Raw genomic sequence first — 22574 nt, 5'->3', positions numbered from 1 at the left:
TCTCACCTGCCACAAAAAACGCAAGGCAACCGGCCCCCTCGGGACGGCGCCTTTACCCATGCGGCCTAAACTGCTGGGAACGGTCAGTGCGCTGACCGGCAAAACAAAAGATGAGGAGTGATTCGCCCAAATGCTGAGTTTCATCGCGCGCCGACTGGGGCTTCTGATCCCCACCTTCTTCGGCGTCACCTTGCTCACCTTCGCCCTGATCCGCCTGATTCCCGGTGACCCGGTGGAAGTGATGATGGGTGAGCGTCGGGTAGACCCGGAAATGCACGCCCAGGCCATGGAACGCCTCGGTCTCAACAAACCGCTGCCGGAACAGTACCTGGACTACATCGGCAAGCTGGCACAGGGCGACCTGGGCGAATCGCTGCGTACCCGCGAAGGCGTCTGGCACGAATTCCTCACCCTGTTCCCCGCCACCCTGGAGCTGGCCATCGCCGCGCTGATCTTCTCCGGCACCCTCGGGGTGCTGGCGGGGGTGATCGCCGCCCTGAAGCGAGGCTCGCTATTCGACCACGGGGTGATGGGCATCTCCCTGGCGGGCTATTCCATGCCGATCTTCTGGTGGGGCCTGCTGCTGATCATGTTCTTCTCCGTGGGGCTGGGCTGGACGCCGGTGTCCGGACGCATCGACCTGCTCTACGACATTTCGCCTGTAACCGGCTTCATGCTCATCGACACGCTGCTGTCCGAGGAGGAAGGCGCCTTCGTCGACGCCCTGCGCCACCTGATCCTGCCGGCCATCGTGCTCGGCACCATCCCGCTGGCGGTGATCGCGCGCATGACCCGTTCGGCCATGCTCGAAGTGCTGCGCGAAGACTATGTGCGTACCGCCCGCGCCAAGGGCCTGTCGCCGGCCCGTGTGGTCTTCGTCCACGGCCTGCGCAACGCGCTTATCCCGGTACTGACCGTGTTCGGCCTGCAGGTGGGCACCCTGCTCGCCGGCGCGGTGCTGACCGAAACCATCTTCTCCTGGCCGGGCATCGGCAAATGGCTGATCGAAGCCATCGGCGCCCGTGACTATCCGGTGGTGCAGAACGGCATCCTGCTGATTGCCTGCCTCGTGATCGTGGTGAACTTCGTCGTGGACATCCTCTACGGCCTGGTAAACCCCCGCATCCGCCATCAACGCTGAGAACCTGCCCATGATCTGCTGCGCGTCGGCGATACCGCGTCAAAACCAGCCTCGGAATGCTCATTTGCAGGAAGCAAACTCCGCTTCCTCGGCTGTTTTTTCCTTGTCTCGCTCTAGCTCGCGAGACCCTGGACAGATTCTCTGGAGTCTCCGATGAACACGGTTTCCAACATTCCGGCCACTGACCCGAGCGTCCTCTACCCGTCGCCGCTCAAAGAATTCTGGAAGGCCTTCGCCCACAACAAGGGCGCCGTCGGCGGCCTTGTCTTCATGATCCTGATCGTCTTCTGCGCCCTCTTCGCTCCCTGGGTCGCTCCCCATGACCCGAGCGAGCAGTTCCGCGACTTCCTGCTGACTCCGCCGGTGTGGCTGGAAGGCGGCCAGGCGCAGTTCCTGCTCGGCACCGACGAACTCGGCCGCGACGTGCTCTCGCGCCTGATCCACGGCGCCCGCCTGTCGCTGCTGATCGGCCTGACGTCGGTGGTGATGTCGCTGATCCCCGGCATCCTCCTCGGCCTGGTGGCGGGTTTCTTCCCGCGCCTGCTGGGGCCGTCGATCATGCGCCTGATGGACATCATGCTGGCCCTGCCGTCCCTGCTGCTGGCCGTGGCCATCGTCGCCATCCTCGGCCCGGGCCTGATCAACACCGTGATCGCCATCGCCATCGTCTCCCTGCCCTCCTACGTGCGCCTGACCCGCGCCTCGGTGATGGGCGAGCTGAACCGCGACTACGTCACCGCTTCGCGCCTGGCAGGCGCCGGTCTGCTGCGCCTGATGTTCGTCACCGTGCTGCCCAACTGCATGGCGCCGCTGATCGTCCAGGCGACCCTGAGCTTCTCCTCGGCCATCCTCGACGCCGCCGCCCTGGGCTTTCTCGGTCTCGGCGTGCAGCCGCCCACTCCCGAGTGGGGCACCATGCTGGCCTCCGCGCGCGACTACATCGAACGCGCCTGGTGGGTGGTTTCGCTGCCCGGCCTGACCATCCTGCTCAGCGTGCTGGCGATCAACCTGATGGGCGACGGCCTGCGCGATGCGCTGGACCCGAAACTCAAGAATGCAGTCTGAGGAGCCCGCCATGAGAATTTCCGTTCCGCGCCTGCTTCCCGTAGGAGCCAGCTTGCTGGCGAACCTGCTGCCCCCCTTCGCGAGCAAGCTAGCTCCTACAACGTCGCCTTCAATCGCTCGGCCCTGCCAGGAGACCGCTGTATGAGCCTTCTGGAAATCAAGAACCTCAGCGTGCGCTTCGGCGACGCCAACGCCGTCCCGGTGGTGGATGGCCTCGACATCTCGGTGAACAAGGGCGAAGTGCTGGCCATCGTTGGCGAGTCCGGCTCCGGCAAGTCGGTGACCATGATGGCGCTGATGGGCCTGATCGACGCCCCCGGCCGCATCACCGCCGACAGCCTGCGCTTCGACGGCCACGACATGCTCAAGCTCAAGGGCAAGCAGCGTCGGCACATCGTCGGCAAGGACCTGGCAATGGTCTTCCAGGACCCGATGACCGCGCTCAACCCCAGCTACACCGTGGGCTTCCAGATCGAGGAGGTCCTGCGCCAGCACCTGGGCCTGAAGGGCAAGGCCGCCCGCCAGCGCGCCCTGGAGCTGCTGGAACGGGTGGAAATCCCCGGTGCCGCCAGCCGTCTCGATGCCTATCCGCACCAGTTGTCCGGGGGCATGAGCCAACGCGTGGCCATCGCCATGGCCATCGCCGCCGAACCCAAGCTGCTGATCGCCGACGAACCCACTACCGCCCTGGACGTGACCATCCAGGCGCAGATCATGGACCTGCTGCTGGACCTGCAGCGCGACCAGGGCATGGCCCTGGTGCTGATCACCCATGACCTGGCCGTGGTCGCCGAAACCGCCGACCGCGTGTGCGTGATGTACGCCGGCCAGGCCGTGGAAATCGGTGAAGTGCCGCGCCTGTTCGACGCACCCACCCATCCCTATACCGAAGCCCTGCTCAAGGCGATTCCCGAGCACAGCCTGGGCGCCCATCGCCTGTCGACGCTGCCCGGCATCGTGCCCGGCCGCTACGACCGCCCCCACGGCTGCCTGCTGTCGCCGCGCTGCCCCTACGGCCAGTCCAACTGCGTGGCCCAGCGCCCGACGCTGGACCCGCACGCCCATGGTGCCGTGCGCTGCTTCTACCCCCTTAACCTGATCGAGGTGGCGCGATGAGTGCCGTATTGACCGCCCGAGACCTGCACCGCCACTACGAAGTCTCCCGTGGCCTGTTCAAGCCCCAGGCTCTGGTGCGCGCCCTCAATGGCGTGTCCTTCGAACTGGAAGCCGGCCGCACCCTGGCCGTGGTCGGCGAGTCCGGCTGCGGAAAGTCCACCCTCGCCCGCGCCCTGACCCTGATCGAGGAACCCTCCTCCGGTTCCCTGCAGATCGCCGGCCGCGAAGTGGCGGGCGCCAGCAAGGACGAGCGCAAGCAACTGCGCCGTGACGTGCAGATGGTGTTCCAGAACCCTTACGCCTCGCTCAACCCACGGCAGAAGGTGGGCGACCAGCTGGCCGAACCGCTGCTGATCAACACCGGCCTGTCCCGTACTGAGCGCCGCGAACAGGTGCAGGCGATGATGCAGCAGGTGGGCCTGCGCCCCGAGCATTACCAGCGCTATCCGCACATGTTCTCCGGCGGCCAGCGCCAGCGCATCGCCCTGGCCCGCGCCATGATGCTCAACCCGAAGGTGCTGGTGGCGGACGAGCCCACATCAGCGCTCGACGTGTCGATCCAGGCCCAGGTGCTCAACCTCTTCATGGACCTGCAGGAGCGCTACAACACCGGCTATGTGTTCATCTCCCACAACCTGGCCGTGGTGCGCCACGTCTCCAACGATGTGCTGGTGATGTACCTCGGCCGCCCGGTGGAAATGGGCCCCAGCGAACTGATCTACGAGCGCCCGCTGCACCCCTACACCAAGGCCCTGCTCTCGGCTACGCCGGCCATCCACCCGGACCCGGGCAAGCCTAAGATCAAGATCACCGGTGAACTGCCCAACCCCCTCAACCCGCCATCCGGCTGTGCCTTCCACAAGCGCTGTCCCTACGCCACCGAGCGCTGCAAGGTGGAAGTACCGGAACTGCGCCTGCTCGATGCCCGCCAGGTGGCCTGCCACAACGTGGAAACCATCAACGGCTGATGAGCACTTCTGTGGGAGCGAATTCATTCGCGAATGAATTCGCTCCCACAATGTTTCAGCTAGCGCCACCTCAGATATCCCGCAATACCGCCAGCCTCACCCCGAACCCCACCAGCACCCCGCCGAACAGCCACTGCTGCACCCGTTGCACCAGCGGCCGACGTCCCAACCAACGGCCCAGCCCGGCCCCCATCAGCGCATAGGCCGAGTCGAAAGCCAGCCCCACTGCTACCAGGACAGCCCCCAGCAGGGCGAATTGCAGCCCCAGCGGCCCGTCGTCCGGGCTGACGAATTGCGGCAGCAGCACGGAGCAGAACACCAGCGCCTTGGGGTTCAGCAGGTTGGTCAGCAACCCACGGCGCAATGCCTGCCAGTAGGCCCGAGCAGGTTGGCGCCCAGCGTCCACCCCCCATACCGACGTCTCCGCCTGGAACAGCTTCAGGCCCAGCCAGAGCAGGTAGCCGGCGCCAGCCAGGCGCACGACATCGAAGGTCCAGGGCGCGGTCTTGAACAGCACCGCCAGGCCGAGACCGGCCAGCGCCACGTGGCAGCCACGCGCCAGCGCCAGTCCCAGTGCGGTTGCCAGCGCCATGGCGCGCCCCTGCCGGGCACCGGTTTGCAGCAGGAGGATCATGTCGGGCCCGGGCAGCAGGTAGACCACCGCCAGGGCGATCAGGAAACCGGTCATGTCGTTCGCTCCGGAACAGCCTGTGGAGAGAAAATTCTAGGGCCGAAGGCCAGGGCAGGTGCTTGCGTATTCGGCCCACTTCGCCATGATTCCTGGCATTTCCCGCCAATTTAACGAAGCAGAACGGACCATTTATGCCAAAACTTAAACTCGACGCCCTGGACCATCGAATTCTCGCGGCCCTGCAGCGCGATGGCCGTCTGTCCAACGTGCAACTGGCCGAGGAGATCGGCCTCTCCGCCTCCCCCTGCCTGCGCCGGGTGCGGCTGCTGGAAGAGGCTGGGGTGATTCGTGGCTATCACGCCAGCCTGGACCGTGACGAAGTCGGGCTGGGCCTGACGGTATTCGTGGGGATCAAGGTGGAGCGCCATCGCCAGGAACAGGCGGACGCGTTCCGCGAAGCGGTGATCAGCCTGCCGGAAGTGATCTCGGTGCACCTGGTATCAGGCGAGGCGGATTTCCTGCTGCAAGTGGTGGTGCCGGACCTGCGCGCCTACGAGCGCTTCCTCACCGGAACCCTGCTCAAGCTCCCCGGCGTCAGCGACATCCGCAGCAACTTCGCCATCCAGACGGTGAAGGCTCCTTCGCCGCTACCGCTGAATCACCTGCCGAAATGATCCGTATCTTTTCTGTGGGAGCGAATTCATTCGCGAAGGGCTGAATCGCAGCCTCTCTCCAGATGGCCAGCGCTTCGGGACGTATCGCGAATAAGTTCGCTCCCACAACAGGATGCTTCCAGACCTAACGCCCGAAGAAGCGATAGAACTCCCGCAACTCGGACTGTGCGTCCTCCAGGCTCATGACGATGAAGCGCAGGTTCTGATTCGCCGGGCATTGCGCCAGGCGCCCGAGATCCAGCGGATGGACCCAGCCAAGGATGGGGTAGCCACCCATGGTCTGCCGATCAGCCATGAGGATGATCGGCTGGCCATCCGGCGGCACCTGGATGGCGCCGCTGACCACGCCCTGCGACCACTGGCGCTGCGGAGCGACCAGGGGATCGCCCTCCAGCCGCACACCCATGCGGTCGGACTGCGGGCTGATCTGCCAGGGCCGTTCGAAGAACGCCCGTGCCTGCGCCTCGTCAAAACTGGCCGCGTCGCCGCCGAGCATCACCCTCAGCGATTGCGCTGCCCTGTAGTCCGGCTGCCAGGGCCAGGGCACGCTGGCGCCCCGGGGGAAATCGCCGTCGCCGCCGGCGAGCAGGTCGTCCTCGGCCAAGCGCGTCCCCTCACCATCCAGCCCGCCCAGGCCCTCGCGCAACTGGCAGGCGACGCTGCCCAGCACAGGCTCGGCCTGTATCCCGCCGACCAGCGCCAGGTAGCCGCGCTGTCCACTGCGGGCGAAGCCGATCTGCAAGCGCTGCCCGGCCTCGAGATGAAAGCGCGACCAGTTGAGACGAAGTTCGCCATCGACATTCAGCGGCATGTCGGCACCGGTGAACGCCACCCAGAGCGCTTCCTCGGCCTCCAGCTCAACGCCCCCCAGGGCGATTTCCAGCACCGCGCTGCTGCAGGGATTCCCCAGCAAGCGGTTGGCCCAGGCCGCCGCCTGCGGGTCCATGGGGCCGGCAGGCGATACACCGAGGTGCTGCCAACCGAAACGGCCGGCGTCCTGAAGAAGACTAAGCGGGCCGGGCTTGATCACCCGCAGGCCGCTCATGCCTCGCCTCCTTCGGCGCGGTAGCGGGCTTCGTCGATGGCAAAGAAGCGTACGCGGTCGCCCAGCCCCAGCAGACACGGCGGCTCACGGTGGGCGTCGAAGAGTCGCCAGGGGCACAGCCCGAGCAGATGCCAGCCCCCAGGGGATGCCTGTGGATAAATGGCCGTCTGCCGCTCGGCGATGGCCAGGCTGCCCGCCGGCACACGCATGCGCGGGCTGCTGCGTCGTGGCAGGGCCAGGCGCGGGTCGAGCCCACCGAGGTAGGCGAAACCGGGGGAGAAACCGATGGCGCCGACCCGGTATTCGGCACCGCTGTGGATGTCCACCAGATCACCGACCGACAGGCCGCAGGACTCGGCCACCCAGGCCAGGTCCTCGCCGCAGTACCAGATGGGAATTTCATGCAAACGGCCAGCATCGGCCGCAGCGCCTTCCGCCAGCCAGGCTTCCAGCAACGGCTCGATGTGCAGCGTCAGGGCCTGATGGTCGGTGAGGGTGATGTCGTAGTGCAGCAGCAAGGTGGTCCAGCCGGGCACCAGGTCGAGCAGCAGGTGGCCCGAATGCTGGCGCAGGTTTTCGGCCAGCACGGCGATGCGTTCGGGCAAGCGGGCATCCGGCTCGTCGGCCAGTACCAGCAGCAGGGCTTCGGCGCCGGCGGGTTCGAGGCGAATCATAGGGCGTCCAGCTTGCCTCGCAGACGGCGCAGCACGGCCAGGGATTCGGGGTTGTCGCCATGCACGCAGAGGCTGTCGGCGGTAAGCCGCAGCGGCTTGCCATCGATGTCCGGGAAGGGTTCGCCGGCGGCGATGGCCACGGCCTGGTCGAGGATGCGCTCGGGGTCGTGGTGCACCGCACCGGCCAGGCGCCGGGGCGCAAGCTGGCCATCGGAAAGGTAGGCGCGATCGGCGAAGGCCTCGAACATCAGCGGCACGTCGGCGGCATCGGCCAGTTGCAGCTCTCGGCTGTTGTCGGCCAGGGCCAGGACCATCAACGGCAGCCCCTTGCGGTAGCTGGCGCAGGCATCCAGCACCGCAGCGAGCAGGGCATCGTCGCGCACCAGGTCGTTGTACAGGGCTCCGTGGGGTTTGACGTAGGCCACCTGGGTGCCGACGACCCGGCAGAAGGCTTCCAGCGCGCCAATCTGGTAGAGCACCTGGGCGCGAACCTCTTCCGGCGAGCAGGTCATGTGACGCCTGCCGAAACCAGCAAGATCCGGGTAGGCCGGATGGGCGCCGATGCGCACGTTGTGGCGCAGCGCCAGCTCGACGGTGCGTTGCATGGTCAGGGGATCGGCGGCGTGGAAGCCGCAGGCGAGGTTCGCCTGGTCCACCAGCGGCATGGCGTGTTCGTCGTCGCCCATGCGCCAGGCGCCGAAGCTTTCCCCCATGTCGCAGTTCAGCAGGATTCGTCTGTTCATGAAGCGGATTATGGCTAAAAGCCGGCGCTCTTGTAGGAGCGAATTCATTCGCGAAAAGGGTTGGCGCCGAGCAGGCCTGACGCTGCTCTCCCCCCGGCCCTCTCCCGCAAGTGGGAAAGGGGGCCGTCCGTGCCGTTATCGAACCGTGACGCCGCCTCCTGGCCACTCTCCCGAGCAAAAAACGCCCCGCACTGGGCGGGGCGAACATTCCCCAGGAGCGGGGATCACTCGGTCAGGCGCTAGTGCCGTCAGTACACGTCGCGGCGGTAGCGGCCATCGTCATTCAATTGCTGCAGCGTTTCGTCGCCCAGGATGTCGCGCAGGGTGCGGTCGACGCCTTCAGCCATGCCTTGCAGGCTGCCGCAGACGTAGATCACCGCGCCCTCGTCCAGCCAGGCACGCAACTCGTCGGCGGCCTCGCGCAGGCGGTCCTGCACGTAGATCTTCTCGGCCTGGTCGCGGGAGAAGGCAAGGTCCAGGCGTTGCAGTTCGCCCCTGGCCAGCCAGCCCTGCAGTTCATCGCGGCAGTAGAAGTCATGGGCCTGGTTGCGTTCCCCGAACAGCAGCCAGTTACGGTTGCGGCCAGCGGCGATGGCGGCCTTGAGCAGGCTGCGCAAACCGGCAAGTCCGGTACCGTTGCCGATGTAGATCAGTGGACGGTCTTCTTCGATCAGATGGAAGCGGCTGTTGCGACGCAGGCGCAGGGGCAAGACGGCACCGACCGGCAGGTAATGGGTCAGCCAGCCGGACGCGATGCCCAGGCTGCCGTCGGCATGTTGTTCCTGGCGCACGATCAGCTCCAGCACGCCGTCGCTGGCCAGCGAGGCGATGGAGTACTGGCGCACCGACAGGCCGATCAGTGCCTGCACCAGCGCTTGCGGCTGCAGGCCAACCAGATGTTCGAACGAACGCGGCAGCAGGCGCCCTGCCAGTGCCTGGCGCAGCGATTGGCGCAGGCCGTCCAGTTCGACCTGGGCATTGCCGTCGAGGTGATGCTTTGCCAGCCAGGCCTCGATGACCGGTTCTGCCTGGCTCGGCAGGATTTCCACCAGATCACCGGCCTGCCAGTCCACTTGGCTTCCGGCCGGGGCACGCAGGCGCAGGAGCCAGGAGGATTCGCCCTGGCTACCGGGGTTGAGGTGCTCACGGCCCTCCAGCGTCCAGCTCTCGAAAGCCGGACCGCTCCAGGGGGCCAGCATGGCGCCACCGGAGACCTGCGCCAGTTGCTGCTGCCACTGCCGCAGGGCGCCGCTGTCGCCGTTGTCCACTTCCACCGGGTCGAACAGCTGGCTCGCGCCCTGCCCTTTCAACCAGCTCTGCAGGCGGCGGCCGAAACCGCAGAAATGCTCGTACTGACGATCACCCAGGGCCAGCACGGCAAAGCGCAGGCCGGCGAGCTGGGAGGCCCGTCCCAGCACCTTGCGCTCGAAACCGCGGGCATTGTCCGGAGCCTCACCGTCGCCGAAGGTGCTGACCACGAAGAGTGCGTTGCCGGCCTTGGCCAGGGCGCCGCCATCCAGCGACGCGAGGGGTTCAACGCGCACCGGCAGGCCGGCCGCCTGGAGCTGGCCGGCGCTCTGCCAGGCTAGTTGTTCGGCGAGTCCGCTCTGGCTGGCGAAGCCTATCAGCCAGGAACCCTCGCCACCGCTCTCGGCCAGGCCGCCGCGGGCAGCCCTGGCCGCGCGCTGCTTGCGCCGGCGGTCGAGATAGAGCAGCCAGCCGGTAATGCAGAACAACGGCATGGCCAGGCTCGCCAGCATCATCAGGATGCGCCCCGTCAGGCCGAAGTACTCGCCCACGTGCAGCGCATAGATGCTGGTCAGCAACTGCGCCTTGAAGCTCTTGTCGGTGTAGCGGTCGCTGCGGGCGACCTTTCCGGTGGCTGGATCGAGGACGATCTGGTTCAGCGCGCGCGGGTGCGCGGCGTCCTCCAGCAGGTAGAACACCTGGGCCGGCCGGCCACCCACCGGAGGCAGGCGCAGGTTGTAGGCACTCATGGTCGGGCCGGCGGTTTCGCGGATGCTCTTCCAGATGGCGTCGTAGTCCACCACCAGCGGCGGACCGGAAGGTGCCTGCCTGCCGGGGCGGCCACGGTCCTCAACGCGACCGTCGCCACGGCGCTCGCCCTGCTTGCCCTGCTGGCCGGCGGGGGCGTCGGAGAGCAGGCGGTTGAGGCCTTCGCGGTACCACTCGTAGGACCAGAACAGTCCGGTCAGCGCGGCCAGGAGATAGAACACCAGGCACCAGGTGCCGGCGACGGCATGCAGGTCCCAGTTGAAGCTGCGGCCCTTGCGCGACCAGTCGAGGGTCAGCCAGGCGCGCAAGCTGCCGGCCTTGCGCGGCCAGCGCAGGTACAGTCCGGAGAGACAGAAGAAGATCAGGATCAGGGTACAGGCGGCGGTGATCTGCTTGCCGAACTCGCCCATGGCGAGGTAGCGGTGCAGTTGCAGCATCAGGCCGAAGAACTGCTGGCCCACCGGATCGCCCAGCAATTCGCCGGTGTAGGGGTCGAAGTAGCGCATGGGGCCGCGACGCTCGCCCGGCGGCGGCATGAAGAAAACGCGGGCAGCATGGTCGTTGTTGGTTTCGACCCAGAGGCCGGACACCTTCTTGCCTTCGGCCGCCTCGATCTTGCTCACCAGCTCGGCCGGCGGCAGCACGCCACCCTCGCGCACCTCGACCCGCAAGGTCTCGGCATTGAGCAGGCGGAGGATCTCCTCCTGGAAGCTGTAGGCCGCCCCGGTGATGCCCATCAGGGCCAGTACCAGCCCGGCACTGATACCGAACAGCCAGTGCAGCTGGAACAGGGTCTTCTTCAACACGTGATTTCCCTCGGATACGCGCCTGGCGACGCGTCGAATCGCTGTTTCTCGGTCGGCCCCATGCCTGACCGGGAAGCGATTTTATTTGAGAACGGGATGCATTAAACCAGGAATCGAAGCTTTTACCTTTTATTTACCGCAGTGCGGGCCCTGCGCCAGTCAGGGCCCGCGGCTCGGTCGTCAGAACGTGTAGCTGGCGGTCAGGATCGCCGAACGGGCATCGCCGTATTCGATGGCGGAAGAACGCGCGTCGGTACCGTTCTGCTGACGCACACGCTCCACGTAATCCTTGTCGAACAGGTTGTTCACGTTCAGCTGCAGGTCCAGGTTCTTGTTGACCTTGTAGCCGACCATTGCGTTGTGCAGCCAGTAAGCGTCCAGCTTGGCGGTGGTGCTGGAGCTGACGTTACGTTCGCTCACGTAACGCGCGCCGTAGCCCAGGGTCCAGCCTTCCGGCAGTTCATATGTGGTCCACAGGTTGAAGGAGCGCGGCGGGGTGTTGCCGAGCGCCTGGCCTTCACGAGCGATACCGGCAGCAGTGTCGGCAGCCTCGAGGGTCTCGCTGGACTGGAAGGTGTAGTTGGCGAACACGTCCCACTGCTCGGTGATGTGGCCGGTCAGACCCAACTCCACGCCCTCGACACGCTGCTTGCCGGCCAGTTGGGTCGAACCATCGGCCATGGTTTCACGTGCATTGGTTTTCTCCACCCGGAACAGCGCACCGTCCACTGCCAGGCGGCCGTCCAGCAGCTCCCACTTGGTGCCCAGCTCCCAGGTCTCGTTCTTTTCCGGGTCCAGGTTCTCGGTCGCTGCGGTCAGGCCGCCACCGTTGGAGGCGATGCTTTCGGCGGTGGGGTTGAAGGAGTTGCCCCAAGCCACATAGAAGCGACCGTTTTCCACCGGTTTGTAGACCAGGCCAGCACGGCTGCTGAGCTTCTCGTCCTTGGAAGTGAAGTCGCCGGTCTGTCGGTGGGTCGCATCGAAGGTATCGCTGTGGCCCTTGAACCAGTCGTAACGCAGGCCGGCGTTGAAGTCCCACTGCTCGTTCAGGGCGATGGTGTCGAAGACATACAGCGCCTTGTCGTCCAGCTGATTCTCGGTGAATCCGGTGGTGGCCTTGTTTACCGGGCCGTCCCAGTGTCCGGGCGGGTTCGACAGGTCGAAGCCATTCGACGGGTACAGGGCGTTGCCCAGACCGTGGTTGTAGCTCTTGAGGTCGAAGTCCTCACGGGAGATTTCCATGCCGGTGACCAGCTCATGGCCCAGCCCGAAAGTGTCGAAGCTGGCGCGCAGGTTGGTCTGGTTGATCCACATCTCGGTGGTGGTGTCGCGGCCGGAAGCCTGCGGACCTGCGGGGCGGTAGCGGCCCGGCGGAACGCCCTGGATGTTCACATGAGACGCCGAGACAATGGTGTCGCGGTCGATGCGGCTGTAACGGGTCAAGTTCTGCAGGCGCAGGTTGTCGTTGAAATCGTGCTCAAGGTTCGCAGTGAAGGCGTTCTGCTCGATCTCATCCTTGTCCAGGTTTTCCCAGCCGAAGTAGTCCTCGCGGCTGACCCCGCCGAGCTTCTTGCCATCACGGGCCGGCACGCCGTAGTCCGGCAGGTTGTCGTCGGTCTGATGGAAGGCGCTGAGGGTCAGGCGAGTGGAGTCGTTGAAGCCCAGGCGCAGGGAGGGAGCGACACCCCAGCGCTCGCGATCGATTTCGTCGCGGCCGGGCACGTCGTTCTCGTGGGCCATCACATTCACACGGAATGCGCTATTGGTGCCCACGCCCTCCAGCGGCTGGTTGGAATCCAGGGTCAGACGATGGTAGTTGTCGGTGCCGAGGCCGCCACCCAGAGTGGTGAAGGCGCGGTCCATGGGCTGCTTGCTGATGATATTGATACTGCCGCCAGTGGTGCCGGCACCGCCGAACACCGAGTTCGGGCCCTTGATGACCTCGACCTGCTCGATGTTGAACGTATCGGTACGGCTGGTCTGGGCGCTGTCGCGCAGGCCGTCGATCTGGATGTTGTTGTTCGCGGAGAAACCACGGATGTTGATGCTGTCACCCGAGCCACCGCCGCCTTCGCCGGCGTTGAAGGTAATGCCGGATACGTTGGACAGCACCTGGCGCAGGCTCAGGGCCTGCTGCTCCTGAATCACTTCCTTGGGCACCACGGTGATGGTCTGCGGGGTGTCCAGCAGCGGAGCGGTGTATTTCACCGAGGAGGATTGCTCGACCTTGTAGGTCTTCTTGGCCGCCTTGCCGTCGACATTCACGTTGCCGAGTTCAAGAGCCTTGCTCTGCTCGGCGGCCAAGGCCAGGCCGGCGGTCGAGATGGTGGCGAGACCAATGGCAGTCGCCAGAAGAGCCCGTTGCGGCAGATTGTTTTTCTTGATCATGAGAATCACTCCCCAGCGAATTTGAGGCGCGATTCTATTTGCGAATGTTTATCAGTAAATATTAATGCAAATACTTTACATAAAATTTACATTTCTCGAGAAGCCGCATGACCTCACAAGATCCGCCTGCTCTCCGCCAATCGCCTCGATCATGACGCCATCCGCTGCAATAAGTCGGGAAAAATAGAAACATTCGGCGCACACGGCTTTCGCCACAAAACAGTGACTGAAAGGTCACATTTTCGACCTGGCGACTAGAAGGAACGGACGCGAGGATAACAATCGACCAAGCCGATAGCCCCGATCTCATTGATTTCCCAGGCTTGTCGCCTACCGCAATGAAATGTGCGGAAGCTCAACGCCAAATGAGCGAAGCGTCGATATCGGTCACTCTGGCGCAGCCGGTAAGCGCCATGGCCACCTCCAATTCGGTGCGCAGCAGGTGAAGCACATGGGCGACACCGGAAGCCCCAGCGGTAGCTAGCCCATGAACGTACGGCCGCCCGATCATCACCGCGCTCGCCCCCAGCGCGAGGGCCTTGAACACATCGGTACCCCGGCGAATGCCGCCATCCAGCAGGATCGGCACCCTGCCCTGCACCACACTGGCGATGGCCGGAAGCACATCAAGCGTCGCCGGCATGCCGTCCAGGGTGCGCCCACCGTGGTTGGAAACCACGATACCGGCCACGCCCTGCTCCACCGCGCGCACCGCGTCCCGTGGGTTCATCACGCCCTTGACCAGCACCGGCAGCCGCGTGAGCGATTGCAGCCACTCCAGGTCTTTCCAGGTTGGCGCATGGTCCAGCAGCGGGCTGCCGAAGAGCGGGCTGGCGCCCGCACGGGCGACGCTGGGTGGCAGGCTGCGCATCGCCCTCAGATTGACCGCCTCGATGCCCTCGGGCAGGGCGAAGGCGGCGCGTTGCTCGCGATTGCGCAGGCCGTTGACCGGTGCGTCCACCGTCACCACCAGGGCGCGATAGCCGGCGGCTTCGGCACGTCGCACCAGCTCGCGGGTGAAGGCGCGATCCGGCTGGATGTAGAGCTGGAACCAGAGCGGCGCATGCGCCGCCTGGGCGATGTCTTCGAGACTGACGCTGGCCTGGGTGCTGACCACCATGGCCGCGCCCATCGCCGAAGCACCCAGGACGCTGGCCAGCTCGCCTTCCGGGTGGGCCAGTTTCTGGAAGGCCACGGGGGCGAGAAGGATCGGGTAGTCGAGATCGAGCCCGCAAAGCTGGAGTCGCGTATGGCCGCCCTGCAGGTCCTCCAGGACCCGGTTGAGCAGGCGCATGCGGCGGAAGGCGGCGAGGTTTTCCGCCAGGGTCAACTCATCCGCGGCCCCACCGTTGAGGTAGGCCCAGGCAGAAGGTGTCATGCGTTCGCGGGCGAAGGCTTCGTAATCGGCGACGGCGGCGATTTCGGCGGGTATCTGCGGGAGCTTGGCAAGAGGCGTCATGGCGAGACCGATCAGGTAGGGGCCAGGGAAGCGGCTGATAAGCGTTCTCAAGCGGAATTGGCGCCCATCTTACTTGGCCGCAAAGGTCCGGGGATACCTGGGAATGGAGTGCCGCGCCGCATGGCGCGGCGGCGGGAGGTCCGACTCAGAAGGACAGTGTGGCGGACAGGATGGCCGCGCGGGCGTCGCCGTACTCCACGGCCGAAGAGCGAGTCCGGGTCCCGAGCTGGGTACGCACGCGCTCCACGTAGTCCTTGTCGAACAGGTTGTTGATGTTGAGTTGCAGGTCGAGGTTGTCGGTGGCCTTGTAACCCAGCATGGCGTTGTGCAGCCAGTAGTCGTCCAGTTTGATCCGGTCATTGGACGCGGTGAGGTTGCGCTCGCTGACATAGCGGACGCCGTAACCGATCCGGAGATTGCCGGGCAGGTCGTAGGTCGTCCACAGGTTGAAGGACCGCGGTGGCGTATTGGCCAGCGCCTGGCCTTCGCTGGCGAGCCCTTTCGGGGTGTCGCCAGCGCTACGGATTTCACTGTCCAGGTAGGTGAAGTTGGCGAAGAGGTTCCACTGTTCGGTGAGACGGCCGGTCGCCGCCAGCTCGACGCCCTGTACCCGTTGCTCGCCCGCCAGGACGGTGGAGCCGTCCGTCATTTCCTGCCGGGCATTGCGTTTCTCGACCCGGAAGATCGCCGCATCCAGGCCCAGCCGCCGCTCCAGCAGCTCCCATTTGCTACCCAGCTCCCAGGTCCGGTTCTTTTCCGGCCCAAGCTTCTCGGTGGCGGTGCTCAGCCCTGCACCGGATGTGGCGAGGTTTTCCGCGGAGGGGTTGAAGGAGTTGCCATAGGCGAGATAGATACGGCCCTGATCGACCGGCTTGAACACCAGCCCGGCGCGACTGCTCAGGCGCTCGTCGCTCGAACTCAGGTGGGTACGCGTCCATTTGCCAGCCCCCAGCTTCCAGTTGTCGGCATCGCCGTCCACCCAGTCATAGCGCAGGCCCAGGTTCAGGTCCCACATTCGATGCAGGGCGATGGTGTCGAAGGCATAGAGCGCACGGTCGAAGAGGCGTGTCTCGACCTTGGCGGAAGCAGCCTTGTTCGTTGGCCCACGCCAGTAGCCGGGCGGACTGGCCAGGTCGAAACCGCCAACCGGAAACTCGAGGCCGTAGTCGTGGACATCACGGTCATAGGTCTCGCGGGACAGCTCCACGCCCCCGATGAAGTTGTGCCCGAACCCGAGGGTGTCGAAGTCGGCAGCAAGGCTGGTCTGGTTGATCCACATCCGGCTGGTGACGTCGCGACCGTAGGCCTGGGGCCCTGCGGGGCGGTACTTGCCCGGAGGCAGTCCCCTGACGTTTACATGGGCAGCGGAAATCACCGTGTCGCGCTGGATTTCGCTATAGCGGGTGAGGCTCTGCAAGGACAGGTCCTCGTCGAACTGGTGTTCCAGCTTGAGCGTCAGCGCGTCGCTCCGGATCTCTTCCTTGTCGAGGTTGCGCCAGCCGAAATAGGTATCGCGGCTGACACCGGGCACGCGCTTGCCGTTGGAGGTGGGCACACCGTAGTCAGGCTGGTTGTCATCGCGCTGGTGGAAGTAGCTCAGGGTCAGGCGCGTGTCCTCGCCGAGTCCCAGGGCCAGGGAAGGCGCAATCCCCCAACGCTGGCGGTCGATGTGCTTGCGGTCGGGCACATCGTTTTCATGGGCCATCAGGTTCAGGCGCCAGGCACTGTTGGTGCCGACACCCTCCAGGGGCTGGTTGGTGTCCAGGGTCAGCCGCTGGTAGCTGTCGGTGCCGAGCCCGACGCCGAGGCGGGTGAAGCTGTCCGCCAGCGGCTGCTTGCTGATCTGGTTGACCGCGCCGCCAGTGGTGCCGGCGCCACCAAAGACCGAGTTCGGGCCCTTGATGACCTCCACCTGCTCGATGTTGAAAGTATCGGTGCGGTTGTTCTGCGCACTGTCGCGCAGCCCGTCGATCTGCATGTTCGCGCTGGCGGAGAAGCCACGGATGTTGATGCTGTCGCCGGAACCGGCGCCGCCCTCGCCGGCATTGAAGGTGATACCGGAAACGTTGGACAACACCTCGCGCAAGCTCAAGGCCTTCTGGTCCTGGATCACCTCCTGGGGCACCACGGTGATGGTTTGTGGTGTGTCCAGCAGCGGCTGTGCGTATTTGGCCGAAGCCGAGCGTTCCGCCTTGTACGTCTTGTGGCGCTTGCCGTCGATCTCCACGTTGTCGAGCTGCAGGGCGCCGCCCCTGGCATCGGCCAGGGCCTGTCCGCCAAGCCCTGCAAGGGCAAGGCCGACTGCACCGGAGAGCAGGTGACGTGAAGAGAGCTGGAAAAGGGCAGGCAGGGGCATCATGAGCGGTCTCCCGATTGAATTGGGAGGCGACTCTATTTAGTAATGCTTCTCACTAATAGCTGTCCGACGCAGCTTGGGAAATGTCCTTGCAAGTCGCGGAAGAACCTTACATCCGCGCGGGAAAATCGTCCCATTGCGGGCCCGTCCCATCCCCAAAAACAAGGCCCGCCATGAAGGCGGGCCTTGTCGGTAACACCAGGTGGCTTACAGGTAGAAGGCCTTCAGCGGCGGGAAGCCGTTGAATTCCACCGCGCTGTAGCTGGTGGTGTAGGCGCCGGTGGACAGCCAGTAGAGGCGGTCTTCGGCAGCCAGGTTCAGCGGCAGGCCGTACTTGTAGTTCTCGTACATGATGTCCGCGCTGTCGCAGGTCGGGCCGGCGATCACCACTTCTTCCACCTCGCCCTTCTTCTCGACCCAGATCGGGAACTTGATCGCTTCGTCCATGGTTTCGATCAGGCCGGAGAACTTGCCCACGTCGGTGTAGATCCAGCGCTCAACGGCGGTGCGCGACTTGCGCGCCACCAGTACCACTTCGGACACCAGGATGCCGGCATTGGCGATCAGGGAACGGCCCGGCTCCAGGATGATTTCCGGCAGTTCGTCGCCGAAGTCTTCCTTGAGGAAACGGATGATTTCCTCGGCATAGGTTTCCAGGCTGTTGGTGCGCTGGATGTAGTTGGCCGGGAAGCCGCCGCCCATGTTGATCATCTGCAGGGTGATGCCGTCCTCTTCCTTCAGGCGCTCGAAGATCACCTTGACCTTGGCGATGGCGGCGTCCCACACGTCGATGTCGCGCTGTTGCGAGCCCACGTGGAAGGACACGCCGTAAGGCACCAGGCCCAGTTGCTTGGCGAGGATCAGCAGGTCCAGGGCCATGTCCGGGTTGCAACCGAACTTGCGCGACAGCGGCCAGTCGGCCGAGGTGGAACCTTCGGTGAGGATGCGCACGTAGACCTTGGCCCCCGGAGCGGCCTTGGCGATGTTGCGCAGGTCGGCTTCGGAGTCGGTGGCGAACAGGCGCACGCCCTTCTCGTAGAAGTAGCGGATGTCACGGGCTTTCTTGATGGTGTTGCCGTAGCTGATGCGCTCCGGGCCAACGCCGGTCTTCATCACCTTGTCCAGCTCATAGATGGAGGCGATGTCGAAGTTCGAGCCCTTGTCGCGCAGCAGCTCGGTGATCTCGGTGGCGGGGTTGGCCTTCACCGCGTAATAGACCTTGGCGAAGGGGAAGCAGCTCACCAGTTGGTCGTAGGAATCGGCGATGGTCTGCTTGTCGATCACTACGAACGGGGTTTCTTGCTTGTCGGCGAATGCCTTCATGCGCTGGAAAGTTGCGGGCGAGAAATAATCTTCGACCTTGATCGACATGCGAGGGACTCCATATGGCAAAACAAACAAAAGTTGTTAGGGGTGGCCCAGAGTTGCGTTGGACAACAGGCCTGAACGTCTGATCAGTTTCCCCACTTTGGTTCGCCTACTTCCCAAGGCATGTCGCCGAGGATTTTCAGTCGTCTATGACCTCAAACCTCTCGTCGTCAGTACTTGAGCCGGATGGATCGTTGCCAGCATGGACGTTCGGGCGCGAACTTTAGGACCACAGGAACCGCAGATCAATCAAAAATTGCCGCTTTCTCGCATCCCTTTGTCGCATCACCAGTTGAATGTTTCAAATACTCAACAAAACGTCATGGAATGCTGCACAGACGCGGGTTTCAGGGTGATGACAGGGGGCCGGAACCGGGTGGAGCCATCCCCGTGTGGGAGCGAATTCATACGCGAATCAATTCGCTCCCACAAAACGATCAACGGGTGGTCCATGGGCGACACCGCGCCTGCGAAGGCCGACATGCCCGGCGGCGCTGATCGACCGTCCATTTCCCGTTATAATCTCGCGTTTTTCCGGGCCGTCCGCTGCCCGTCACATTTCCAGCCAGGCACGTACCCATGACCATCCAGGCCGCCGAAGTCGCGAAACGCCGCACCTTCGCCATCATTTCCCACCCCGACGCCGGTAAGACCACCATCACCGAGAAGCTGCTGCTGATGGGCAAGGCCATCGCCGTGGCCGGTACCGTGAAGTCGCGTAAATCCGACCGTCACGCCACCTCCGACTGGATGGAGATGGAAAAACAGCGCGGCATCTCCATCACCACCTCGGTGATGCAGTTCCCCTACCGCGAGCACATGATCAACCTGCTCGACACCCCCGGCCACGAAGACTTCTCCGAAGACACCTACCGTACCCTGACCGCGGTGGACTCGGCGCTGATGGTCCTGGACGGCGGCAAGGGTGTGGAGCCGCGCACCATCGCCCTGATGGAAGTCTGCCGCCTGCGCGACACGCCCATCGTCAGCTTCATCAACAAACTGGACCGCGACATCCGCGACCCCATCGAACTGCTCGATGAAATCGAAGCGGTGCTGAAGATCAAGGCGGCGCCCATCACCTGGCCGATCGGCTGCTACAAGGACTTCAAGGGCGTGTACCACCTGGCTCAGGACAAGGTCATCGTCTACACCCCCGGCCACGGTCACGAACGAACCGAGATGAAGGTGATCGACAAGCTCGACTCCGACGAGGCCCGCGCCCACCTGGGCGACCTCTACGAGCGCTTCATCGAGGAACTGGAACTGGTGCAGGGCGCTTGCCACGAGTTCGACAAGGAAGCATTCCTCAAGGGCGAGATGACCCCGGTGTTCTTCGGTACCGCGCTGGGCAACTTCGGTGTCGACCAGGTGCTCGACTGCATCGTCGACTGGGCGCCGAAGCCGCTGTCGCGCGCCACCCATGAGCGCAGCGTGGAGCCCACCGAGGAGAAGTTCTCCGGCTTCGTGTTCAAGATCCAGGCGAACATGGACCCGAAACACCGCGACCGTATCGCCTTCATGCGCATCTGCTCGGGCAAGTACGAGAAGGGCATGAAGATGCGCCACGTGCGCCTGGGCAAGGACGTGAAGATCGCCGACGCTCTCACCTTCTTCTCCTCCGAGCGTGAGCAGCTGGAAGAAGCCTATGCCGGCGACATCATCGGCCTGCACAACCACGGCACGATCCAGATCGGCGACACCTTCACCGAAGGCGAGGCGCTGGGCTTCACCGGCATCCCGCACTTCGCCCCGGAACTCTTCCGCCGCGTGCGCCTGAAGGACCCGCTGAAGTCCAAGCAGCTGCGCCAGGGCCTGCAGGAACTGGCCGAGGAAGGCGCCACCCAGGTGTTCTTCCCCGAGCGCAACAACGACATCATCCTCGGCGCCGTGGGCGTGCTGCAGTTTGACGTGGTCGCCAGCCGCCTGAAGGAGGAATACAAGGTGGAGTGCGCCTACGAGGCGATCAACGTCTGGTCGGCGCGCTGGATCGAGTGCAAGGATGAGAAGAAGCTCAAGGAGTTCAAGGACAAGGCGTTCGAGAACCTCGCCGTGGACGGCGGCGGCCATCTCACCTACCTGGCTCCGACCCGCGTCAACCTCAACCTGATGGAAGAGCGCTGGCCGGATGTGAAGTTCCGCGCCACTCGCGAGCACCACTGACCTCGTCATTCGCCAGCCAGCTGGCTCCTACATCCGAGCCTCGCGTGCCCCTGTAGGAGCGAGCTTGCTCGCGAACCGGACCATCCGCTTCGCCAGCAAGCTGGCTCCTGCGGTATGAGCGTCACGGATCGAGCGCGCCCGAGGTCCAGGTGCTCGATGCTTCGGAGCCGGTGAACTTGGCGGCGATCGCCCCCGCCTGGATCAGCCGGTCGCCATGGCGCGTAACCATCAGCCCGCTCTGTGGCGCCACCAGCCGATGCTCGCTGGAAGGGTCGCCGGGCACGGCGACGATGCGCGCGAAACACTCTCCCGCCTGGACCTGGTCACCCAGTTCGCGCTCGAACACCAGCACCCCGGTTGCGGGCGCGAAGACCGTTTCCATATGCCCGATGGGCACCGCCCTCCCCTGCCATGACGGCAACCGGGCCGGCTCGGCGATCAGTCCGCGGACGCAGAGAAAACGATAGATCCCGTCGGCGTCCTGCTGTGCCAGGGCATCGCTCACGTCCCCTTGGCCGCGCAGCTCGACGGTGGAAACCAGTCGCCCTTCGAAGCGCCCTTCCGCGAGCCAGGGCGCAATCACCACTTCTTCGAAGGCGCCATCGCTGTCGCCCTCCCAGATGATTGCCACTTCGGCCCCGAGTGCCGCCGCCAGGTCCTGGCCGGCGGGCCAGAAGCACTGATGCAGGTAGACGTATTGCAGCGCCTGCTCGTCCGTGTGCAGGTCGAGGACGATGTCGGCGTCCGCCGCGAGCACGGCCAATGCCTTCTGCCAGGCCGCCAGGTTGCCGACCGGCCTGTCCTGCGCGAGCGACTCCGGGAAACCACGGTTGAAATTCCTGCCACTGGGCTCATGCAGCCGCCCGAGGATGCGCCCCTGGCGGAACTGGCCGATACCCAGCGGATTGGCCTGGGGTACCAGCGTCACGCAGCCGCGCAACAGGCCCTTCTCGGCGGCGTCGATCAGTCGCGGCAGCAACTTGTGCAGCACCAGCATGCCGGCGATCTCGTCGGCGTGGACACCCGCCTGCAGGTGAACCCTGGGGCCCGGCCTGCCACTGTCCAGTCGCCAGGCTGGCACCCGCAGCATGGCGCCGGAATCCCCTGGCACGCAGAGCGATATGTCTTCGATCATGTCCTGTCTCCTCATGGTCGCCGGACCGCTCCGGACGGTTGGTGTGTCATCGAGCCAGGCGGTACTATCCCGGCCCATCGAGCGAAGGAAATCGCCCTGTGGATACGCCCCGCGAAAGACAGCCCCGCACCAACCCCGACGAACGCCGCGAGCACCTGGTTCGCGCTGCCCTGCGCTGCCTGGTCGCCGAGGGACATGCCGGCATTTCGGTGCGCCGCATCGCCAAGGAAGCCAATGTTGCCGTGGGGCTGATCAATCACTACTTCGGCAGTATCGACGCCCTGGTCGCGCAGGCCTACGAGACCCTCGCCAGCGAGGTCAACCAGGCACTGGTGGCGCGCATCGACGCGGCGGGACCGGCGCCTGAGGCACGCCTCGAAGCCTTTCTGACCGGCTACTTCTCGCCGGTCACCCTCGACCCCGACCTGCTCAGCCCCTGGGTGGTGTTCTGGAGCCTGATCCGCCACTCCCCGCAGGTGAACGAAGCCCACGAACGCACCTACGGCGGCTCCCTCGTACTGCTGGAGCAACTGCTCTCCGAACTGGCCAGGGAAGAAGGCTTCTCCATCGCCAAGCCGCGCCTGGCGGCCATCGGCCTGTCGGCCATGCTCGACGGACTGTGGCTGGAATGGTGCCTGAACCCCGCCAACTTCAGCGCCGAGGAAGGACTGGAAATCAGCCGCCGCTGGGTCGATAGCCTGCGGCGCGGCGCTTACGCCTGAAGAATCTGTGGGAGCGAATTCATTCGCGAGGCCTGCCATTCCAGTCGCCTCTGCGAGGCGATTCGCGAATGAATTCGCTCCTACAACATGCCGCCCCCATGTCG

Annotated in this window: 17 protein-coding genes; 7 read left to right on the top strand and 10 right to left on the bottom strand. The window is 64.8% G+C overall.

The features are described from left to right. The first annotated feature begins 130 nt into the window (after positions 1-130). The 4 genes from FXN65_RS04605 (at position 131) to FXN65_RS04590 (ending at position 4290) form a co-directional block, all read left to right on the top strand. Positions 131-1141, top strand: a complete 1011-nt coding sequence (locus FXN65_RS04605) for an ABC transporter permease subunit (RefSeq protein ID WP_151131920.1) — start codon at positions 131-133, stop codon at positions 1139-1141. Positions 1142-1294: 153 nt separating this feature from the next. Further along, positions 1295-2206, top strand: coding sequence for an ABC transporter permease subunit (locus tag FXN65_RS04600; protein ID WP_151131919.1), 912 nt, complete (start codon positions 1295-1297; stop codon positions 2204-2206). A gap of 141 nt (positions 2207-2347) precedes the next feature. Beyond that, positions 2348-3322, top strand: a complete 975-nt coding sequence (locus tag FXN65_RS04595; protein WP_151131918.1) for an ABC transporter ATP-binding protein — start codon at positions 2348-2350, stop codon at positions 3320-3322. Beyond that, positions 3319-4290 carry a peptide ABC transporter ATP-binding protein gene (locus FXN65_RS04590; protein ID WP_151131917.1) on the top strand — a complete coding sequence of 324 codons (972 nt, stop codon included), beginning with the start codon at positions 3319-3321 and terminating at the stop codon, positions 4288-4290. The genes FXN65_RS04595 and FXN65_RS04590 overlap by 4 nt, the downstream gene beginning before the upstream one ends. Positions 4291-4360: 70 nt before the next feature. Here FXN65_RS04590 and FXN65_RS04585 read toward each other — a convergent pair whose 3' ends face one another. Then, complete coding sequence (locus tag FXN65_RS04585; protein WP_151131916.1) at positions 4361-4978, bottom strand: LysE family translocator; 618 nt, start codon at positions 4976-4978, stop codon at positions 4361-4363. A gap of 134 nt (positions 4979-5112) precedes the next feature. Here FXN65_RS04585 and FXN65_RS04580 point away from each other — a divergent pair, with 134 nt between their 5' ends. Then, on the top strand, positions 5113-5595 hold the full coding sequence (locus FXN65_RS04580) for an Lrp/AsnC family transcriptional regulator (RefSeq protein ID WP_151131915.1): 483 nt from the start codon (positions 5113-5115) through the stop codon (positions 5593-5595). Positions 5596-5719: 124 nt separating this feature from the next. On the opposite strand, the gene FXN65_RS04575 is transcribed toward FXN65_RS04580, so the two are convergent. The 8 genes from FXN65_RS04575 to FXN65_RS04540 all read right to left on the bottom strand — a co-directional run bounded on the left by FXN65_RS04575 (position 5720) and on the right by FXN65_RS04540 (position 18453). Beyond that, positions 5720-6640: a 5-oxoprolinase subunit C family protein gene (locus FXN65_RS04575; RefSeq protein ID WP_151131914.1), complete on the bottom strand. Its 921-nt coding sequence runs from the start codon at positions 6638-6640 to the stop codon at positions 5720-5722. Next, complete coding sequence (gene pxpB / locus FXN65_RS04570) at positions 6637-7314, bottom strand: 5-oxoprolinase subunit PxpB (protein WP_151131913.1); 678 nt, start codon at positions 7312-7314, stop codon at positions 6637-6639. The genes FXN65_RS04575 and pxpB overlap by 4 nt, the downstream gene beginning before the upstream one ends. Then, positions 7311-8057, bottom strand: coding sequence for a 5-oxoprolinase subunit PxpA (locus FXN65_RS04565; RefSeq protein WP_151131912.1), 747 nt, complete (start codon positions 8055-8057; stop codon positions 7311-7313). Before FXN65_RS04565 ends, pxpB begins: the two co-directional genes overlap by 4 nt. A 248-nt stretch (positions 8058-8305) precedes the next feature. Then, complete coding sequence (locus FXN65_RS04560; protein WP_178119418.1) at positions 8306-10876, bottom strand: PepSY domain-containing protein; 2571 nt, start codon at positions 10874-10876, stop codon at positions 8306-8308. Between the two features lie 183 nt (positions 10877-11059). Continuing rightward, positions 11060-13267 carry a TonB-dependent receptor gene (locus tag FXN65_RS04555; RefSeq protein WP_151131910.1) on the bottom strand — a complete coding sequence of 736 codons (2208 nt, stop codon included), beginning with the start codon at positions 13265-13267 and terminating at the stop codon, positions 11060-11062. A 355-nt stretch (positions 13268-13622) separates the two neighbouring features. Continuing rightward, positions 13623-14726, bottom strand: a complete 1104-nt coding sequence (locus FXN65_RS04550) for an alpha-hydroxy acid oxidase (protein ID WP_151138661.1) — start codon at positions 14724-14726, stop codon at positions 13623-13625. Positions 14727-14871: 145 nt separating this feature from the next. After that, positions 14872-17085, bottom strand: coding sequence for a TonB-dependent receptor (locus FXN65_RS04545; RefSeq protein ID WP_244620711.1), 2214 nt, complete (start codon positions 17083-17085; stop codon positions 14872-14874). A gap of 204 nt (positions 17086-17289) precedes the next feature. Beyond that, positions 17290-18453, bottom strand: a complete 1164-nt coding sequence (locus FXN65_RS04540; RefSeq protein ID WP_151131909.1) for a type III PLP-dependent enzyme — start codon at positions 18451-18453, stop codon at positions 17290-17292. Positions 18454-19029: 576 nt separating this feature from the next. Between FXN65_RS04540 and FXN65_RS04535 the strand changes: the two genes are divergently transcribed. Next, complete coding sequence (locus tag FXN65_RS04535; protein WP_151131908.1) at positions 19030-20613, top strand: peptide chain release factor 3; 1584 nt, start codon at positions 19030-19032, stop codon at positions 20611-20613. A gap of 121 nt (positions 20614-20734) precedes the next feature. On the opposite strand, the gene FXN65_RS04530 is transcribed toward FXN65_RS04535, so the two are convergent. After that, positions 20735-21748 (bottom strand): M14 family metallopeptidase, encoded by a 1014-nt coding sequence (locus FXN65_RS04530; protein WP_151131907.1) that lies wholly within the window; start codon positions 21746-21748, stop codon positions 20735-20737. 98 nt (positions 21749-21846) lie between these two features. On the opposite strand from FXN65_RS04530, the gene FXN65_RS04525 reads away from it, so the two are divergent. Next, a complete protein-coding gene (locus tag FXN65_RS04525; RefSeq protein WP_151131906.1) occupies positions 21847-22470 on the top strand; it encodes a TetR family transcriptional regulator C-terminal domain-containing protein in 624 nt (207 codons plus the stop codon). Positions 22471-22574 lie beyond the last annotated feature (104 nt).

The organism is Pseudomonas lalkuanensis (assembly GCF_008807375.1).
GTDB classification, from domain to species: domain Bacteria; phylum Pseudomonadota; class Gammaproteobacteria; order Pseudomonadales; family Pseudomonadaceae; genus Metapseudomonas; species Metapseudomonas lalkuanensis.
Note: the sequence above shows the minus strand (reverse complement) of the source record. Positions and strands in the feature narration are given on the sequence as shown.

What these genes read in the sequence shown, in the direction of transcription:
- FXN65_RS04535 (WP_151131908.1), top strand. Translation starts at nt 19,030, where the DNA reads ATGACCATCCAGGCCGCCGAAGTCGCGAAACGCCGCACCTTCGCCATC.
- FXN65_RS04595 (WP_151131918.1), top strand. Translation starts at nt 2,348, where the DNA reads ATGAGCCTTCTGGAAATCAAGAACCTCAGCGTGCGCTTCGGCGACGCC.
- pxpB (WP_151131913.1), bottom strand. Translation starts at nt 7,314, where the DNA reads ATGATTCGCCTCGAACCCGCCGGCGCCGAAGCCCTGCTGCTGGTACTG.
- FXN65_RS04600 (WP_151131919.1), top strand. Translation starts at nt 1,295, where the DNA reads ATGAACACGGTTTCCAACATTCCGGCCACTGACCCGAGCGTCCTCTAC.
- FXN65_RS04555 (WP_151131910.1), bottom strand. Translation starts at nt 13,267, where the DNA reads ATGATCAAGAAAAACAATCTGCCGCAACGGGCTCTTCTGGCGACTGCC.
- FXN65_RS04550 (WP_151138661.1), bottom strand. Translation starts at nt 14,726, where the DNA reads ATGACGCCTCTTGCCAAGCTCCCGCAGATACCCGCCGAAATCGCCGCC.
- FXN65_RS04575 (WP_151131914.1), bottom strand. Translation starts at nt 6,640, where the DNA reads ATGAGCGGCCTGCGGGTGATCAAGCCCGGCCCGCTTAGTCTTCTTCAG.
- FXN65_RS04545 (WP_244620711.1), bottom strand. Translation starts at nt 17,085, where the DNA reads ATGATGCCCCTGCCTGCCCTTTTCCAGCTCTCTTCACGTCACCTGCTC.
- FXN65_RS04590 (WP_151131917.1), top strand. Translation starts at nt 3,319, where the DNA reads ATGAGTGCCGTATTGACCGCCCGAGACCTGCACCGCCACTACGAAGTC.
- FXN65_RS04605 (WP_151131920.1), top strand. Translation starts at nt 131, where the DNA reads ATGCTGAGTTTCATCGCGCGCCGACTGGGGCTTCTGATCCCCACCTTC.
- FXN65_RS04585 (WP_151131916.1), bottom strand. Translation starts at nt 4,978, where the DNA reads ATGACCGGTTTCCTGATCGCCCTGGCGGTGGTCTACCTGCTGCCCGGG.
- FXN65_RS04540 (WP_151131909.1), bottom strand. Translation starts at nt 18,453, where the DNA reads ATGTCGATCAAGGTCGAAGATTATTTCTCGCCCGCAACTTTCCAGCGC.
- FXN65_RS04530 (WP_151131907.1), bottom strand. Translation starts at nt 21,748, where the DNA reads ATGATCGAAGACATATCGCTCTGCGTGCCAGGGGATTCCGGCGCCATG.
- FXN65_RS04580 (WP_151131915.1), top strand. Translation starts at nt 5,113, where the DNA reads ATGCCAAAACTTAAACTCGACGCCCTGGACCATCGAATTCTCGCGGCC.
- FXN65_RS04565 (WP_151131912.1), bottom strand. Translation starts at nt 8,057, where the DNA reads ATGAACAGACGAATCCTGCTGAACTGCGACATGGGGGAAAGCTTCGGC.